General features: G+C 66.0%; 17 protein-coding genes. 8 read left to right on the forward strand and 9 right to left on the reverse strand.

Annotated elements, in window-relative coordinates:
* Window positions 1-27: 27 nt before the first annotated feature.
* The 4 genes from G6N26_RS17780 (at window position 28) to G6N26_RS17795 (ending at window position 3,630) form a co-directional block, all read left to right on the forward strand.
* On the forward strand, window positions 28-810 hold the full coding sequence (locus G6N26_RS17780) for a hypothetical protein (RefSeq protein WP_067168087.1): 783 nt from the start codon (window positions 28-30) through the stop codon (window positions 808-810).
* A 103-nt stretch (window positions 811-913) separates the two neighbouring features.
* The gene (trxB, locus tag G6N26_RS17785) at window positions 914-1,924 is read left to right on the forward strand and encodes a thioredoxin-disulfide reductase (RefSeq protein ID WP_083015765.1); all 1,011 of its coding nucleotides are present in this window, start codon (window positions 914-916) and stop codon (window positions 1,922-1,924) included.
* On the forward strand, window positions 1,921-2,274 hold the full coding sequence (trxA, locus tag G6N26_RS17790; protein ID WP_008262471.1) for a thioredoxin: 354 nt from the start codon (window positions 1,921-1,923) through the stop codon (window positions 2,272-2,274). Before trxB ends, trxA begins: the two co-directional genes overlap by 4 nt.
* A 132-nt stretch (window positions 2,275-2,406) precedes the next feature.
* A complete protein-coding gene (locus tag G6N26_RS17795; RefSeq protein ID WP_067176259.1) occupies window positions 2,407-3,630 on the forward strand; it encodes an N-acetylmuramoyl-L-alanine amidase in 1,224 nt (407 codons plus the stop codon).
* Window positions 3,631-3,637: 7 nt separating this feature from the next.
* On the opposite strand, the gene G6N26_RS17800 is transcribed toward G6N26_RS17795, so the two are convergent.
* The 9 genes from G6N26_RS17800 to rpmH all read right to left on the reverse strand — a co-directional run bounded on the left by G6N26_RS17800 (window position 3,638) and on the right by rpmH (window position 10,075).
* On the reverse strand, window positions 3,638-4,390 hold the full coding sequence (locus G6N26_RS17800) for an acetyltransferase (RefSeq protein WP_067176263.1): 753 nt from the start codon (window positions 4,388-4,390) through the stop codon (window positions 3,638-3,640).
* A 263-nt stretch (window positions 4,391-4,653) separates the two neighbouring features.
* Entirely contained in the window at window positions 4,654-5,640 is a 987-nt protein-coding gene (locus G6N26_RS17805; RefSeq protein WP_067176267.1) for a ParB/RepB/Spo0J family partition protein, read from the reverse strand.
* A gap of 23 nt (window positions 5,641-5,663) precedes the next feature.
* Complete coding sequence (locus tag G6N26_RS17810; RefSeq protein ID WP_082991572.1) at window positions 5,664-6,665, reverse strand: ParA family protein; 1,002 nt, start codon at window positions 6,663-6,665, stop codon at window positions 5,664-5,666.
* On the reverse strand, window positions 6,662-7,402 hold the full coding sequence (rsmG, locus tag G6N26_RS17815; RefSeq protein WP_083015762.1) for a 16S rRNA (guanine(527)-N(7))-methyltransferase RsmG: 741 nt from the start codon (window positions 7,400-7,402) through the stop codon (window positions 6,662-6,664). The genes G6N26_RS17810 and rsmG overlap by 4 nt, the downstream gene beginning before the upstream one ends.
* A gap of 74 nt (window positions 7,403-7,476) precedes the next feature.
* Complete coding sequence (locus G6N26_RS17820; protein ID WP_083015983.1) at window positions 7,477-8,043, reverse strand: Jag family protein; 567 nt, start codon at window positions 8,041-8,043, stop codon at window positions 7,477-7,479.
* Window positions 8,044-8,124: 81 nt separating this feature from the next.
* Window positions 8,125-9,222, reverse strand: coding sequence for a membrane protein insertase YidC (yidC, locus tag G6N26_RS17825; protein WP_095578065.1), 1,098 nt, complete (start codon window positions 9,220-9,222; stop codon window positions 8,125-8,127).
* Window positions 9,203-9,553, reverse strand: a complete 351-nt coding sequence (gene yidD, locus G6N26_RS17830) for a membrane protein insertion efficiency factor YidD (RefSeq protein ID WP_095578066.1) — start codon at window positions 9,551-9,553, stop codon at window positions 9,203-9,205. Before yidD ends, yidC begins: the two co-directional genes overlap by 20 nt.
* Window positions 9,550-9,909: a ribonuclease P protein component gene (rnpA, locus tag G6N26_RS17835; protein ID WP_083015759.1), complete on the reverse strand. Its 360-nt coding sequence runs from the start codon at window positions 9,907-9,909 to the stop codon at window positions 9,550-9,552. Before rnpA ends, yidD begins: the two co-directional genes overlap by 4 nt.
* Before the next feature lie 22 nt (window positions 9,910-9,931).
* On the reverse strand, window positions 9,932-10,075 hold the full coding sequence (rpmH, locus tag G6N26_RS17840) for a 50S ribosomal protein L34 (protein ID WP_003874369.1): 144 nt from the start codon (window positions 10,073-10,075) through the stop codon (window positions 9,932-9,934).
* 602 nt (window positions 10,076-10,677) lie between these two features.
* Between rpmH and dnaA the strand changes: the two genes are divergently transcribed.
* From dnaA to G6N26_RS17860, 4 genes are all read left to right on the forward strand, one after another.
* Window positions 10,678-12,213 carry a chromosomal replication initiator protein DnaA gene (dnaA, locus tag G6N26_RS17845; RefSeq protein WP_067176279.1) on the forward strand — a complete coding sequence of 512 codons (1,536 nt, stop codon included), beginning with the start codon at window positions 10,678-10,680 and terminating at the stop codon, window positions 12,211-12,213.
* 534 nt (window positions 12,214-12,747) lie between these two features.
* The gene (gene dnaN, locus G6N26_RS17850; protein WP_067176281.1) at window positions 12,748-13,947 is read left to right on the forward strand and encodes a DNA polymerase III subunit beta; all 1,200 of its coding nucleotides are present in this window, start codon (window positions 12,748-12,750) and stop codon (window positions 13,945-13,947) included.
* Window positions 13,948-15,105 (forward strand): DNA replication/repair protein RecF, encoded by a 1,158-nt coding sequence (gene recF / locus G6N26_RS17855; RefSeq protein ID WP_083015756.1) that lies wholly within the window; start codon window positions 13,948-13,950, stop codon window positions 15,103-15,105.
* On the forward strand, window positions 15,102-15,665 hold the full coding sequence (locus tag G6N26_RS17860; RefSeq protein WP_067176288.1) for a DUF721 family protein: 564 nt from the start codon (window positions 15,102-15,104) through the stop codon (window positions 15,663-15,665). Before recF ends, G6N26_RS17860 begins: the two co-directional genes overlap by 4 nt.
* Window positions 15,666-15,708 lie beyond the last annotated feature (43 nt).

A 15,708-nucleotide genomic window follows, 5' to 3' on the forward strand; every position in this document is an offset into this window, starting at 1 on the left:
GTCGGTACATGACGGACACTGGGTCCGATGAACGCGGCGGAGAACGAGGGGGCGGATCACCGCAGTGCGGAACCCGACCCGCCGCTGACCGTCGAACTCCTCGCCGATCTACAGGCCGGCACACTCGACGACGAGGCCGCAGCCCGGGTCCGCCGGCAGGTCCGCGCCGACCCGCAGGCCGCGGGTGTGTTCGCCGCGCTGAACCGCGTGCGCCGCGAGGTCGCCGCCGTCGGCGCCGATCCGGCCGCCGCTCCAGATCCACCGCCGCAAGTTGCCGCCCGCATCACCGCGGCGCTGCGATCCGCGGAGCCCCCCACCGGCGGCGCGGCCGGGCCGGCCGCACACTCCGCACGCCCACACCCCCGCCCGGCCCGCGTGATCGCGGCGATCGCCGGTCTGTGCGCGGTGCTGGCCGCGATCGGCTTCGGCACGGTCGCGCTCCTGAACGCTCCCGACCCCGCTCCGAGCACCCCGGACGACATCCAGCACATCACGGTGTCGACACCGCCGATGGAAGTTCCGCTCTCCCCGGACGAGATCCTCGGCCTGCTCGACCGCGCTCCCGACTTCGGCCCCGCTGGATCCACGCTCGGCGACCCCGCCCGGCGAGCCTCCTGCCTCACCGGTCTGGGCTATCCGGCGGCCACACAGGTGCTAGGTGCGCGTCCGGTCGAGATCAACGCCCGCCCCGGCATCGTGCTGGTGCTCGCCGGCGACGGCCCGCACGTCCTTTCGGTCTACGCCGTGTCACCGAACTGCAGCGCCGCCGATACCGGGCTGTTGGCCAACACCCAGGTGCCGCGCCCCTAATGTGGTGCCATGGGCGGTGCCCGTGTTATTCCGAACACCCGGGAACAGCCGTGCCTACGCTGGCGTTTACACGAGTCCAGAGACGATCGCTCGAAAGGGTTTCATGACCGCCGACACTGTGCATGACGTGATCATTGTTGGTTCGGGTCCTGCTGGGTATACCGCGGCGTTGTATACGGCGCGGGCGCAGTTGGCGCCGGTGGTGTTTGAGGGGACGTCGTTTGGTGGGGCGTTGATGACGACGACCGAGGTGGAGAATTATCCGGGTTTTCGTGACGCGATCATGGGTCCGGAGTTGATGGATCAGATGCGTGAGCAGGCGCTGCGGTTTGGGGCTGATCTGCGGATGGAAGACGTCGAATCGGTGGCGTTGGACGGGCCGATCAAGTCGGTGACCACGGCTGAGGGTGAGACGGTGCGCGCGCGGGCGGTGATCTTGGCCATGGGGGCGGCGGCCCGGTATTTGGGGGTGCCGGGTGAGCAGGAGTTGTTGGGGCGTGGGGTGTCGTCGTGTGCGACCTGTGATGGGTTCTTTTTCAAGGATCAAGACATCGCGGTGATCGGGGGTGGGGACTCGGCGATGGAAGAGGCCACGTTTTTGACCCGTTTTGCCCGCAGTGTGACGTTGGTGCATCGCCGGGAGGAGTTTCGGGCCTCGCGGATCATGCTGGACCGGGCGAAGGCCAACGACAAGATCACGATTGTGACCAATAAGGCGGTCGAGGCCGTGGAGGGTGTCGACACGGTGACGGGGTTGCGGTTGCGCGACACGGTGACCGGTGAGGTTTCGACGTTGGCGGTGAGCGGGGTGTTCGTGGCCATCGGGCATGACCCGCGTTCGGAGCTGGTGCGTGAGGTGCTCGAGACCGACCCCGATGGCTATGTGCTGGTCCAGGGTCGCACCACCAGTACCTCGATCGAGGGGGTGTTCGCCGCCGGGGATCTAGTCGATCGCACCTACCGCCAAGCCGTCACCGCGGCCGGCAGCGGCTGTTCGGCCGCCATCGACGCCGAACGCTGGCTCGCCGACCACGAACCGTCCAGCGTCGCCGCCCAGGGCGACGCCACCGAATTTCCGGGCAGTACCGACACATTGATTGGAGCACCACAATGACCGATGCCGAAAAGGCCGGGGCCACAATAGAAGTCTCGGACGCGTCGTTTTCGACCGAGGTATTGTCCAGCAATAAGCCTGTGCTAGTGGACTTTTGGGCCACGTGGTGTGGACCGTGCAAGATGGTGGCGCCGGTACTCGAGGAGATCGCCGGCGAGCGCAGCGATCACCTCACCGTCGCCAAGCTCGACGTGGACGCCAACCCGGAAACCGCCCAGAACTTCCAGGTGGTCTCCATCCCCACCATGATCTTGTTCAAAGACGGCCAGCCGGTGAAGCGGATCGTGGGCGCCAAAGGCAAGGCGGCGCTGCTCCGCGAGCTCTCTGACGCGGTTCCGGGCCTCAGCTGATCGTCATTTGATCGTCGCACCACACCCCGGCGCATAGCCTGGGGTTTTCTGGAATCTGCGAAGCGTCTGCGACAATACGATTAGCTGTTGCTCATCTGTGAGCCTGTCAGTTTGTCCCGGAGGGCCCTTGGTATGTCGAGTCCGCGCCGCGAATACGGCGACGCGCTGCGCTGTGGTGACCGCAGCGCCGCTGTGACCGAGATCCGGGCCACGCTCGCCTCACTGGGCATGCTGGACGGCTCCGACGACGAGGATCTCACTACCGGGCGGCACGTGGCCCTCGAACTCTTCGACGCCGAACTTGACCAGGCGGTTCGTGCTTTCCAACAGCATCGCGGACTGCTCGTAGACGGCATCGTCGGCGAGGCCACCTACCGCGCGCTCAAGGAAGCGTCGTACCGCCTGGGTGCACGCACGCTATATCACCAATTCGGCGCCCCCCTCTTCGGCGACGACGTCGCCACGCTGCAGGCGCGGCTGCAGGACCTCGGCTTCTACACCGGACTGGTCGACGGCTATTTCGGGCTGCAGACACACAACGCTTTGATGTCGTATCAGCGTGAGTACGGGCTGTCCGCCGACGGCATCTGCGGTCCAGAAACGTTGCGGTCCTTGTACTTTCTGAGTTCGCGGGTCACCGGCGGGTCGCCCCACGCGCTTCGCGAAGAGGAACTGGTGCGCAGCTCGGGTCCCAAACTGTCGGGCAAGCGAATCATCATCGATCCGGGCCGCGGCGGTGCGGACCACGGGCTCATCGTGCACGGCGCGTCTGGTCCGGTCAGCGAAGCAGATGTGTTGTGGGACTTGGCGAGCCGTCTCGAGGGGCGCATGACCGCCATCGGGATGGAAACCTTCCTGTCCCGTCCGGTCAACCGCAGCCCCCTGGACGCCGAACGCGCGGCCACCGCCAACAATGTCGGCGCCGACCTGATGATCAGCCTGCGCTGCGAGAATCAGCTCAGTGCCGCGGCCAACGGGGTGGCGTCCTTTCACTTCGGTAACTCCCATGGTTCGGTGTCGACCATCGGCCGCAACCTCGCCGACTTTATCCAGCGAGAAGTCGTGGCCCGCACCGGTTTACGCGATTGTCGAACGCACGGCCGGACGTGGGATCTGCTGCGTCTGACCCGGATGCCGACGGTCCAGGTCGACATCGGCTACATCACCAACCCCCGCGACCGCGCGATGCTGGTCTCCACCCAGACTCGCGATGCCATCGCCGAGGGAATCCTTGCCGCGGTCAAGCGGCTGTACCTGTTGGGCAAGAACGACCGGCCCACGGGCACATTCACGTTCGCCGAGCTACTGGCGCACGAATTGTCGGTGGAGCGCACCAGCCAGCTGGGCGGTTCCTAACTACCCGCTAACCACCCGGGGTGGTTCCCAACGCATTGCCCGCCGCAGACCCGGCCCCGACCGGCTGCTCCAGATGCGCACTTTCCAGCAGGCGCTCCAGGGCCGCCTCCACTTCGGCCTTCCATCCCAGACCCTTGTCGAGCTCGAGTCGCAGTCGCGGGAAATAGGTATGTGGTGCCACCACAACGAAACCCGCGTCTTTCAAGAACTCCGCGTCCATCACGCAACGGTCTACCGAGCAATCGCCGACTGCCTCCAGCACCGCCCGCACATCGGGACCCACCAACTGCGGATCCTGCAATTCCGACGCCGCCGGCGTGCGGCCGAACGCCTCGAGTGCCCGCACACCGCGCCGCACCAACTCGTCAATGACTCGGGCGATCAAGCCGTGCGGTAAGTCGTCGGCAGCTGGCCCCGGTTCGATGCCCATCGACGTCAACATCACCGCGTCCGCGGACACCGGCCCGGTCGGAAATCGCTGAGCCCGCGGCACCGCCCGCGGCGGCGCATAGAACACATACCCCAGGCACGGGGGCTCGGCCTGGCTTCGCTCGTCGGGGATCGCAGTCGCCACCTGACCGCACGACCCCCACTCCAGCATCACCATCGACAGCCACGCTTCTTTTTCGAACTCGGGGTCCGTGAGGTGATCCTGGTTGCCGAGGGTCGCCGGATCAACCTCCCAGAAGACGCACCGGCGCGCATGCTTGGGAAGCTGCTCGAAGGCCTCGAGCCGCAACGGCATGATTCGAGCGGACACTAGCCTCCTGCTCCTGTGCGGTACTGCAGCCATCTGCACCGACAACCCCTCCAGGATAGGAGAGGTGGTCGCGATCGGGCCAGCTTTAGCCTGGCCACGCGCAGTGCGACGGCCCAACCACTGCCACAGTGCGGCAGCGGGCCGCCGAATCCCGAAACTCGTTGCTACTCATGCTATTTCGTCGAACCGCGACGTCGGGGTACGGAAATTCGCCTCGGCGCCGGCCCCAGTGTCACAGTGACGTAATTACACCGTGTCCTAGATCAGGCCTTGGGCGGCGTCATAACGTCGATGATCCGCTGTAGGTCGTCCACCGACCCGAACTCGACGACGATCTTGCCCTTGCGTTTGCCCAGGCTGACCGTCACCCGGGTATCGAAGGCGGTCGAGAGCCGGTCGGCCACGTCCTGCAGGCCGGGCATCTGGATCGGCTTGCGACGTGGGGCCGTCGGAGTGCTGGCGCCGGACCGGTTGGCCAGCGTGACCGCCTCCTCGGTGGCCCGGACCGACAATCCTTCCGCGACGATGCGGGTGGCCAGTTCCTCTTGCGCGTCGGGGCCGGCCTCCAGAGACAGCAGTGCCCGGGCATGCCCAGCGGACAACACCCCGGCGGCCACCCGCCGTTGCACCGCGATAGGCAGCTTGAGCAACCGGATCATGTTGGTGATCAACGGCCGCGACCGTCCGATGCGGGCCGCCAGTTCATCGTGGGTGACGCCGAACTCGTCGAGCAGCTGCTGGTAGGCGGCCGCCTCTTCCAACGGATTCAGCTGCACCCGGTGGATGTTCTCCAACAGGGCGTCGCGCAACAGATCATCGTCGCCGGTCTCGCGCACGATCGCTGGGATCGTCGCCAGGCCGGCCTCCTGGGCCGCCCGCCAACGCCGCTCCCCCATCACGATCTGGTAGCGCGCCCCGCTGTCCGAATCCTTGACGGCCCGCACGACGATCGGCTGCAAGAGCCCGAACTCGCGGATAGAGTGCACCAGTTCGGCCAGCGCCTCCTCGTCGAACACCTGCCGGGGCTGACGCGGGTTTCGCTCGATGTCGGCCGGCGCGATTTCGCGGTAGACCGCGCCCACCGAGGACGCCTCCTGGGGAGCCGGTCCTCCGATCAACACGTCGGCGGCCGCATCCCCCATCCGGGGACCCAGGGTCGCCGGACCGGAATCACCCTCCGCGGGACCGGTCGGAATAAGCGAAGCCAGCCCCCGGCCGAGGCCACCCTTTTTGCGTAACGGCTGCGTCATGGTCGTCCCTTCACGGATGGTGGTCAATCGCGCTCGGCGAGTTCGCGGCTCGCGTCGAGGTAGCTCATCGCCCCGCGGGAACCGGGGTCGTAATCGATGATGGTCATGCTGTAACCCGGGGCCTCGGAAACCTTGACGCTGCGCGGAATCACCGTCCGCAGCACCTTGGTTCCGAAGTAGCGGCGCACCTCCTCGGCGACCTGGTCCGCGAGCTTGGTGCGGCCGTCGTACATCGTCAGGACCACGGTGCTCACCTCGAGCCTCGGATTGAGATGGGCCTTGACCATTTCGATGTTGCGCATCAGCTGCGAGACGCCCTCGAGGGCGTAGTACTCGCATTGGATCGGGATCATGACTTCCGGTGCCGCCACCAGTGCGTTGATGGTGAGCAGGCCTAGCGACGGCGGGCAATCGATGAAGACGCAATCGAAGTCGAGGCTGTCGAGGTCGGCCAAAGCGGTACGCAATCGATTCTCGCGCGCGACCATGCTCACCAATTCGATCTCGGCGCCCGCCAAGTCGATCGTCGCGGGGATGCAGAACAGCCGCTCGTTGTGCGGGCTCTGCCGCAGCGCCTCGTGAACGGAGACCTCGCCGAGCAACACCTCGTACGACGACGGCGTCCCCGACTTCCGGTCGGTGATGCCCAGCGCGGTGCTCGCGTTGCCCTGGGGGTCGAGATCGATGACGAGGGTCTTGAGTCCCTGCAGCGCGAGGGCGGCGGCGAGGTTGACCGCGGTTGTCGTCTTGCCCACGCCGCCCTTTTGGTTCGCGACGGTGAAGACCCGGCGACGGGCCGGCCGGCGCAGGGGCGGATACGTGGTGTGCAGAATCCGCATGGCCCGTTCGGCGGCCGCCCCGATCGGTGTGTCGAATTCGGCCGTTGTTTCACGTGAAACATTGGGCGGTGCCGCCGGCGCGGCATCCGGCCGAACCGGTGCCGCGCCCACCGGCGAAGCGGGCGCCGCCGTCGGAGCGCCCTCCGGCCCCGGCGATGTGACCGGCCTGTCTCCTGGAGAAGTCATCGCGTTCGGGCCTTCCCGGTCCGTGCCGACTTGTGGTGCGGCGGCTGTCCGCGTCGAGCTGAAACTACGGTTGCGGGGGGACGCAAATAGTCCGCGCCACATGTCACCACCCTGACATCAGCGGCGCCCGATGCTGTCATCACACGCCGGAATTGTTCAACTTCCTCGGACGCCCGCTCCCCCTTGATGGCCAGCATCCGACCGCCCGGGCGTAGCAACGGCATGCTCCACTTCGTCAGCTTGTCCAACGCCGCAACCGCTCGTGACACCGCCGCATCCCTCTTCCCGAACCGACCGTGCAGGGCCGGCTCTTCCGCACGGCCGCGGACCACCTCGACGGCTAACCCTAGTTCGTTGACGACCTCGGTGAGAAATTCACTGCGGCGCAGTAGGGGCTCGAGCAACACGACCTCGAGATCCGGCCGCGCGATTGCCAGCGGGATGCCGGGCAAGCCGGCGCCACTACCGATATCGATGATGCGGTCGTCGGCACCGAGGAGCTCGGCGACCGCGGCGCTGTTCAATATGTGGCGCTCCCAGATGCGGCCGACCTCGCGCGGCCCCAGTAGCCCGCGCTCCACACCCGCACCCGCAAGGAGCCTGGCGTACCGCTGCGCGATTTCAAGTCGCTCGCCGAAGACCGCGGCGGCCGTTTCCGGAGGGGCGCCGGGATCGGGGTCCGGGCCGGGGGGCTCCCCCGCGGCTTCGGCCGGACCGCCATGTTTCACGTGAAACATCCTCTAGATGGCGCGTGCACTTTCAACCTTCGGACGCTCGCTCTCCGGGCAGACGAACTACATCGCTGTAACTCTCAGTCGTGCAGGACGACCACGCGCCGCGACGGCTCGACGCCCTCGCTCTCGCTGTGCACCCCGGAGACCGCGGCGACGGCGTCGTGCACGATCTTCCGTTCGAAGGGGGTCATCGGCGACAGTTCTTCGCGCTCCCCCGATTCGAGCACGCGCCGCGCCACCTTGTCGCCCAGCGCCGCCAACTCTTCGCGCCGGCGCCGGCGCCAGCTGGCGATGTCGAGCATCAACCGGCTCCGCACCCCGGTCTTCTGGTGCACGGCCAACCGGGTCAGTTCCTGTAGCGCGTCGAGCACCTCGCCGCCACGGCCGACCAACTTGTTCAAGTCGTCGCCGCCGTCGATGCTCACGACGGCCCGGCTCCCTTCGACGTCCAAGTCGATGTCGCCGTCGAAGTCCAAGAGGTCCAACAACTCCTCGAGGTAGTCGCCGGCGATCTCGCCCTCGGCAACCAACCGCTCCTCCAAGTCGTCGCTTTCCTCGGCATCGCCCGGGGCGGTGGCCTCGGTCGGCGCCTCCGTCTCGAGTTCCGTTTCCACGTCGCGTTCGGTGGTGTCGGCGTCTGTCATGTCTTTCTCTCCCTCATCCATGGGTCTGAGCCCAATTGGGGTCGCCCTCCCCGGGTCGCCCCGATAGCTTGTCCGCCCGTATCAGCGTTTGCGCTTCTTCGGTCGCGCCCCCGGCCTCGGGGTGCGGTTGCTTGGGGCCTCGCCGGCGTCTGTCGCCTGCCCGTCGACCACCTCGGCATCCGCCTCCGCGGAATCGGTCACCTCGGCATCCGCGTCGGCCTTCGCCGACCCGTTCCCGCCCGGCGACGTCGCCTTCGGGTTCCGTTTCGGCTTGGCCCCCGGGGCCGGCGCATTGGCCGCACGGCGCGCGATCGCTTCCTGCTTCTTGGCTTCGTCCTCTTTCTCGATCATCCCGAAGACGTAGTGCTGCTGACCGAACGTCCAGATGTTGTTCGCGAACCAGTACAGGATGATCGCGAGCGGAAGGAACGGCCCACCGACGACGACGCCAAGCGGAAACACATACAGCGCAAGCTTGTTCATCATCGCGGTCTGCGGGTTGGCCGCGGCCTCCGGGCTCTGCCTCGCCACCGATGCCCGGCTGTTGAAGTACGTCGCGACCCCGGCCAGGATCATCACCGGTAGGCCCACGGCGATCACGGCCGGCCGGCTGAAGAAGGTGAAGGCGTCCAGACCGGTGCGCTGAGTCATGAAGGCGCCGATCGGTGCGCCGAACAAGTTGGCGTCCAAGAAGTGTGCGACGTCCGTCGGGGTGAACACGTAGTTCCCGGTGAGTCGGTTCTCGGCCACCGACAGGTGCGGCTGCCCGAACCCACCGGTGGTTCGGTTGAACGAGCGCAACACGTGATACAGACCGATGAACACCGGGATCTGCGCCAGCATCGGCAGGCAGCCGAGGATCGGGTTGAAGCCGTGTTCGCGCTGCAGCTTCTGCATCTCGAGCGCCATGCGCTGGCGGTCCTTGCCGTATTTCTTTTGCAGCGCCTTGATTTGCGGCTGCAGCTCCTGCATCTGGCGCGTGGTGCGGATCTGTCGCACGAAGGGTTTGTAGAGCAGCGCGCGCAGGCTGAAGACCAAGAACATCACCGACAGCGCCCAGGCGAAGAAGTTCGACGGCCCTAGCATGGAGGCGAACAACTTGTACCAAACCCACATGATCCACGACACGGGGTAGTAGACGAAGTCGAGGCTGAAAACGTCAAAGGACAAAAGACTCACTCTCCCCTCGCGTCGCTCGGACGGCCCGAGCGTCGCTGGTGTCTTGGCAATTCCCTTGGCAGCCAGGCCGATCCGGTATCGGGTCCCATCCGCCCTCGTGCCATGGTCCGCACTTGGCGAGTCTGGCCGCGGCCAACCAACCGCCCCGAATCAACCCGTACTCGTTCAGCGCATCGACCGCGTACTGGCTGCAGGTCGGAATGAAGCGGCAGGTCGCCGGACGTAGCGGCGACACCATATGCCGATAGAGCTGGATGAGGAAAATCAATCCTTGCGCCACGGATCTTCCAGCGGCATGGGTGAACGCGCCCACCGGAGGCCGACCCGTCACGGTGCGATTCCCGTCGCCGGCATCCGTCGCACACACCGCCGCAGTTCCTGCTCCAACCGCGCCGACGATGCGGTCCGGCTGCTGGGAAGCGCCCGGATCACCACCCGGTCGGACTCCTCGAGTTCGTCCAGAATCGTGCGGGCCACATGCCTCAGGCGGCGCGCGACCCGGTGACGTTCCACGGCCGATCCGACGAGCTTGCCGACGACCAGTCCGACGTGTGGTGCCGTCGCGTCGTCGCCGCCGGTTCCCCGCCGGAAGTGCACGACGATGTCGGGCTGCGCCATGCGGATCCCGTGCTTCACCGTCGCGTCAAACTCAATTGACCGCGTCATGCGGTTGCGTGCGGGGAGCACCGCCGAGAGACCTGACCTGCGATCAGGCAGATAGCGCGCGGCGGCCCTTGCGGCGCCGACCGGACACGATCGCGCGTCCGGCACGAGTGCGCATCCGCAAGCGGAAGCCATGCACGCGGGCTCGGCGCCGGTTATTCGGCTGGAAGGTCCGCTTGCCCTTGGCCACGACGTTCTCCTCGTTGTTTGCCATCCGGCCGCTCAGACGGTTCGCTTCGGGCTCGTCTGCGTTCCGACCGGAGGTGGTCTTGCTGCTACTGGCCGGCGCGGTCCCCATGTGGTTCTGGGTCGCAGCCGTATCGCCGACTTTCGGGCGACTGTTTGAGGGTACTGACGAGCCTTCGCCTGGTCAAACCTGGCCTGCCGCAACGCCGCCACGGGCACCCGGCGAAAGATTTTCCGTTCCGCTCACACACGCCTCCGGCCTGACTACGCTAACGAGCCGAACCAAGGCCCCACTGACCCTAAACGACCCGATTGGAATGCAGCAGAACGGTTGGCAGCCGCACGGAAAACTGTTAGCTTCTGCCCAAGTCGTTTTAGACTGAAGCAGCGCTCGACAATGAAGCGAGGATGGTGGATCGACTAGCTGCCTAGACAACCTTTCTAGGTTTTCTTCCAGCGCGGAGATCGCGAGCCGTCGCCGGTAGGTTGTGGCTCGCATACGATCACCCTGTCCACACCTGTGTATAACTATGTGGACAGCTGTTTTGTCGCCAAGCGTGAGTTGTACTTCGACCCGGGACGTTCGAGAACCAGGGAGATGCGTCGTTGACCGATGACCCCGGTTCAGGCTTCACGACAGTGTGGAATGCGGTCGTTTCCGAGCTCAACGGTGATCCCGCCGCGGACGGCGTAGCCGCCAACCGCACCACCCTGGTCACTCCCCTCACCCCGCAGCAGCGGGCCTGGCTGAATCTGGTCCGGCCGCTGACGATCGTCGAGGGATTTGCTCTGCTGTCGGTCCCGAGCAGCTTCGTGCAAAACGAGATCGAACGTCATCTGCGCGCTCCGATCACCGATGCGCTCAGCCGTCGGCTCGGCCAGCAGATCCAACTGGGGGTCCGCATCGCTCCCCCGCCCGACGATGTCGAGGACGCGCTGATCCCTCCGGCGGAGCCCTTCCCCGGATCCGACGGCCCCTTCCCCGGCGATGACACGACCCTCGACACCGACGAGCCGTTCGAAAACGGTGAGACCGTTGACGGCGCCCAGCCGGGCTGGCCGAATTACTTCACCGAGCGGCCGCACGCTATCGACCCCGCCGTCGCCGCCGGCACCAGCCTCAATCGCCGCTACACCTTTGACACCTTCGTGATCGGCGCGTCCAACCGGTTCGCCCACGCCGCGGCCCTGGCGATCGCCGAGGCCCCCGCTCGCGCGTACAACCCCCTCTTCATCTGGGGAGAATCCGGACTCGGCAAGACCCACCTGCTGCATGCCGCCGGCAATTACGCGCAGCGCCTGTTCCCCGGGATGCGGGTCAAGTACGTCTCCACCGAGGAATTCACCAACGACTTCATCAACTCGCTGCGCGACGACCGCAAGGTCGCCTTCAAGCGCAGCTATCGCGACGTCGACGTGCTGCTGGTCGACGACATCCAGTTCATCGAGGGCAAAGAAGGTATCCAGGAAGAGTTCTTCCACACCTTCAACACCCTGCATAACGCCAACAAGCAGATCGTCATCTCCTCGGATCGGCCACCCAAACAGCTGGCCACCCTGGAAGACCGGCTCAGAACACGGTTCGAGTGGGGTCTGATCACCGACGTGCAGCCCCCGGAGCTGGAAACCCGGATCGCCATCTTGCGCAAGAAAGCTCAGATGGAACGGCTCGCGGTCCCCGACGACGTCCTCGAACTCATCGCCAGCAGCATCGAGCGCAACATCCGCGAGCTCGAGGGTGCCCTGATCCGGGTGACCGCGTTCGCCTCGCTCAACAAAACCCCGATCGACAAAGCGCTGGCGGAAATCGTGCTGCGCGATTTGATCGCCGACGCCAGCACCATGCAGATCAGTGCGGCCACCATCATGGCCGCGACCGCCGAATACTTCGACACCACCGTGGAAGAACTCCGCGGCCCGGGCAAGACGCGGGCGCTGGCCCAGTCACGCCAAATTGCCATGTATCTGTGCCGTGAGCTCACCGATCTCTCGCTGCCCAAGATCGGGCAGGCCTTCGGCCGCGACCACACCACCGTCATGTACGCGCAGCGCAAGATCTTGTCCGAGATGGCCGAGCGGCGTGAGGTTTTTGATCACGTCAAGGAGCTCACCACTCGCATCCGGCAGCGCTCCAAGCGCTGAATCCCGGTTTTTCGGCGTCCCTGCGCGTAATTTTTCGAGAAACTTCTCGCGCGTCCGTCACATCCGCCACACCCAGGTCATGTGCGCAGCCCTGTGTACACAGCCCTCAAACTCCAGTGCAGTACGGGGCGGTCCGTGCACACCTGTCGTTCGTCCCCACGAGACCAACACATGACTCACAGACGCCACGGCCACGATCCACATCCCGATCGTCGCGCTAGCTGCGCCGGGACGACGCTGTCCCCAGAATGCACAGGCCTTAATACTGTTACTGAGATCTCTTCATCGGTTCTTCTTTGAAATACAGCCCTGGGGACGTTCGGTGCACACCTGTCGCCGAGGCGGTCGTCAGATCGTTTTGTCGGCCTTTGCGATTAGCTTTCAAGATGGCCCCCGAGGATCTACGGTTGTTCTTCGACTGCCGTTACGGTCGTCGTCGGCGCATCGCGTCACCGGCGTTCGTGGCGGGGCCCCGTGCTAGCGGGGGGAGGCTAGCCACAATGGATCCGAAAACGCTGAAGGTGAAGGGACGCTATGGACGCGGCGACGACAACGGCTGGCCTCAGCGACTTGAAGTTTCGTTTGGTGCGGGAGTCTTTCGCCGACGCGGTGTCGTGGGTGGCGAAGAACCTGCCATCCAGACCCGCGGTGCCGGTGCTGTCCGGTGTGCTGCTGTCGGGGACCGATGACGGCCTGACGATCTCCGGATTCGACTACGAAGTGTCCGCCGAAGCCCAGGTGGCGGCCGAAATCGCTTCTCCTGGAAGCGTTTTGGTGTCAGGACGGCTGTTGTCGGACATCGTTCGGGCGTTGCCGAACAAGCCTATCGACTTCTATGTCGACGGCAATCGGGTCGCGCTGAACTGCGGGAATGCCAGGTTTTCGTTGCCGACGATGGCGGTCGAGGATTACCCGACGCTGCCGGCGCTGCCGGACGAGACCGGGACACTGCCGGCCGATCTGTTCGCCGAGGCGATCAGCCAGGTGGCCATCGCCGCCGGCCGCGACGACACGCTGCCCATGTTGACCGGGATCCGGGTTGAGATTTCGGGCGACACGGTCGTCTTGGCCGCCACCGACAGGTTCCGGCTGGCGGTTCGTGAGTTGACCTGGTCCTCGGCGTCCCCGGACATCGAAGCCGCGGTTCTGGTCCCAGCCAAGACGCTGGCCGAAGCCGCCCGGGGCGGCACCGACGGTTCTGAGGTTCGTTTGTCGCTGGGTGCGGGTGCCGGCGTCGGCAAAGACGGGTTGCTCGGCATCAGCGGGAACGGCAAGCGCAGCACTACGCGCCTGCTGGATGCGGAATTCCCGAAGTTTCGCCAGCTGCTGCCGGCCGAGCACACGGCCGTCGCGACCATCAACGTGTCGGAGCTCACCGAGGCGATCAAGCTGGTGGCGCTGGTCGCCGACCGGGGCGCGCAGGTGCGGATGGAATTCAGCGAGGGATCGTTGCGGCTGTCCGCTGGGGCCGACGACGTGGGCCGCGCGGAAGAAGACCTGGCGATCGATTTCGCCGGCGAACCGCTGACCATCGCCTTCAACCCGACCTACTTGACCGACGGATTGGGATCGGTCCATTCCGAGCGGGTGTCGTTTGGTTTCACGACCCCGGGCAAGCCCGCGTTGCTGCGCCCGGCACTGGACGATGACAGCCACCCGACCGGCCCGGGACCGTTCAGCGCCCTGCCGACCGATTACGTCTACCTGTTGATGCCTGTCCGGTTGCCTGGCTAGGTGTACGTCCGGCATTTAGGACTGCGTGATTTCCGGTCCTGGGCACACGCTGACCTCGAATTACAACCCGGTCGGACGGTCTTCATCGGTTCGAACGGGTTCGGTAAGACAAATCTTCTTGAGGCGCTGTGGTATTCGAGCACCTTGGGTTCACACCGGGTCGGGACCGATGCGCCGTTGATCCGGGCGGGCGCGGCCCGGGCGGTGGTTTCCACCATCGTCGTCAACGACGGCAGGGAATGTGCCGTCGATCTGGAAATCGCTGCGGGGCGGGCGAATAAGGCACGGCTGAATCGTTCACCGGTGCGCAGCACCCGCGAGGTCATCGGCGTCCTACGGGCGGTGTTGTTCGCCCCCGAGGATCTGGCGTTGGTTCGCGGAGACCCGTCGGAGCGCCGTCGCTACCTCGACGACCTGGCGACGGTGCGCCGGCCGGCGGTGGCGGCGGTGCGTGCCGATTACGAAAAGGTTCTGCGGCAGCGGACCGCGCTGTTGAAGTCCGTGTCCGGCGCGCGGTACCGGGGTGACCAAAGCGCTCTGGACACGCTCGACGTCTGGGACAGTCGCTTGGCCGAACACGGTGCCCAATTGATGGCCGCCCGTGTCGATTTGGTGAATCAGCTGGCGCCCGAGGTCGAGAAGGCCTATCAGCTGCTGGCGCCGGGATCACGTGCTGCCTCGATCAGCTACCGCTCCAGTCTGGGTGCCGATGCGGCGGCGGAAATCGCCGGCGGTGACCGTGAATTCCTGGAAACCGCTCTGCTGGCGGCATTGTCGGCGCGCCGCGATGCGGAGTTGGAGCGCGGCATGTGTTTGGTTGGTCCGCACCGCGACGACCTGGAACTGTGGCTCGGCGATCAACCGGCGAAAGGCTTTGCCAGCCATGGGGAATCGTGGTCATTCGCGTTGGCGTTGCGGCTCGCCGCCTACGACTTGCTGCGCGCCGAGGAAAGCGACCCTGTGTTGTTGCTTGATGACGTCTTCGCCGAGCTTGATGCCGCGCGGCGCCGAGCGCTGGCGACCGTGGCCGAATCGGCCGAACAGGTATTGGTCACCGCGGCGGTGGTCGAGGACATCCCGGCGGGCTGGGACGTTCGACAGGTTTATGTCGACTTGCGTGACAGCGACTCGGGCCGGATGTCGGAGATGCGCGCATGACCGGCATAGGGGAAGGCCCGGGTCCCGAGCGCGACCGACCGTCGAGTGAGTTGCGCGGCATCGACTTGGTCAGGCGCACCCTCGAGGAGGCCCGGGCCGCGGCGCGGGCTCAGGGGAAAGACGCGGGCCGCGGCCGCGCGGTGTCACCTTCGCCCCGCCGGGTGGCGGGTCACCGGCGAAGCTGGTCGGGGCCGGGGCCCGACGTTCGCGACCCGCAACCGTTGGGCAGGTTGGCGCGCGACCTGGCGAAAAAGCGGGGCTGGTCGGCGCAGGTCGCCGAGGGCACCGTGCTGGGTAACTGGACATCGGTGGTCGGCCACCAGATCGCCGACCACGCGGTCCCGACCGCGCTCAACGACGGGGTGCTGAGCGTCGCCGCCGAATCGACGGCATGGGCCACCCAGTTGCGGATGATCCAAGCGCAGTTGTTGGCCAAGATCGCCGCGGCCGTCGGCAACGGCGTGGTGACGTCGTTGAAGATCACGGGCCCGGCGGCCCCGTCGTGGCGAAAGGGACCGCGCCACATCGCCGGACGAGGGCCCCGCGACACCTACGGTTAGCGTCGTTCGGGGGCACCATTTGATCCCCAGATGAGCTCTCATC

The organism is Mycobacterium marseillense, from assembly GCF_010731675.1.
Taxonomy (GTDB): Bacteria; Actinomycetota; Actinomycetes; order Mycobacteriales; family Mycobacteriaceae; genus Mycobacterium; species Mycobacterium marseillense.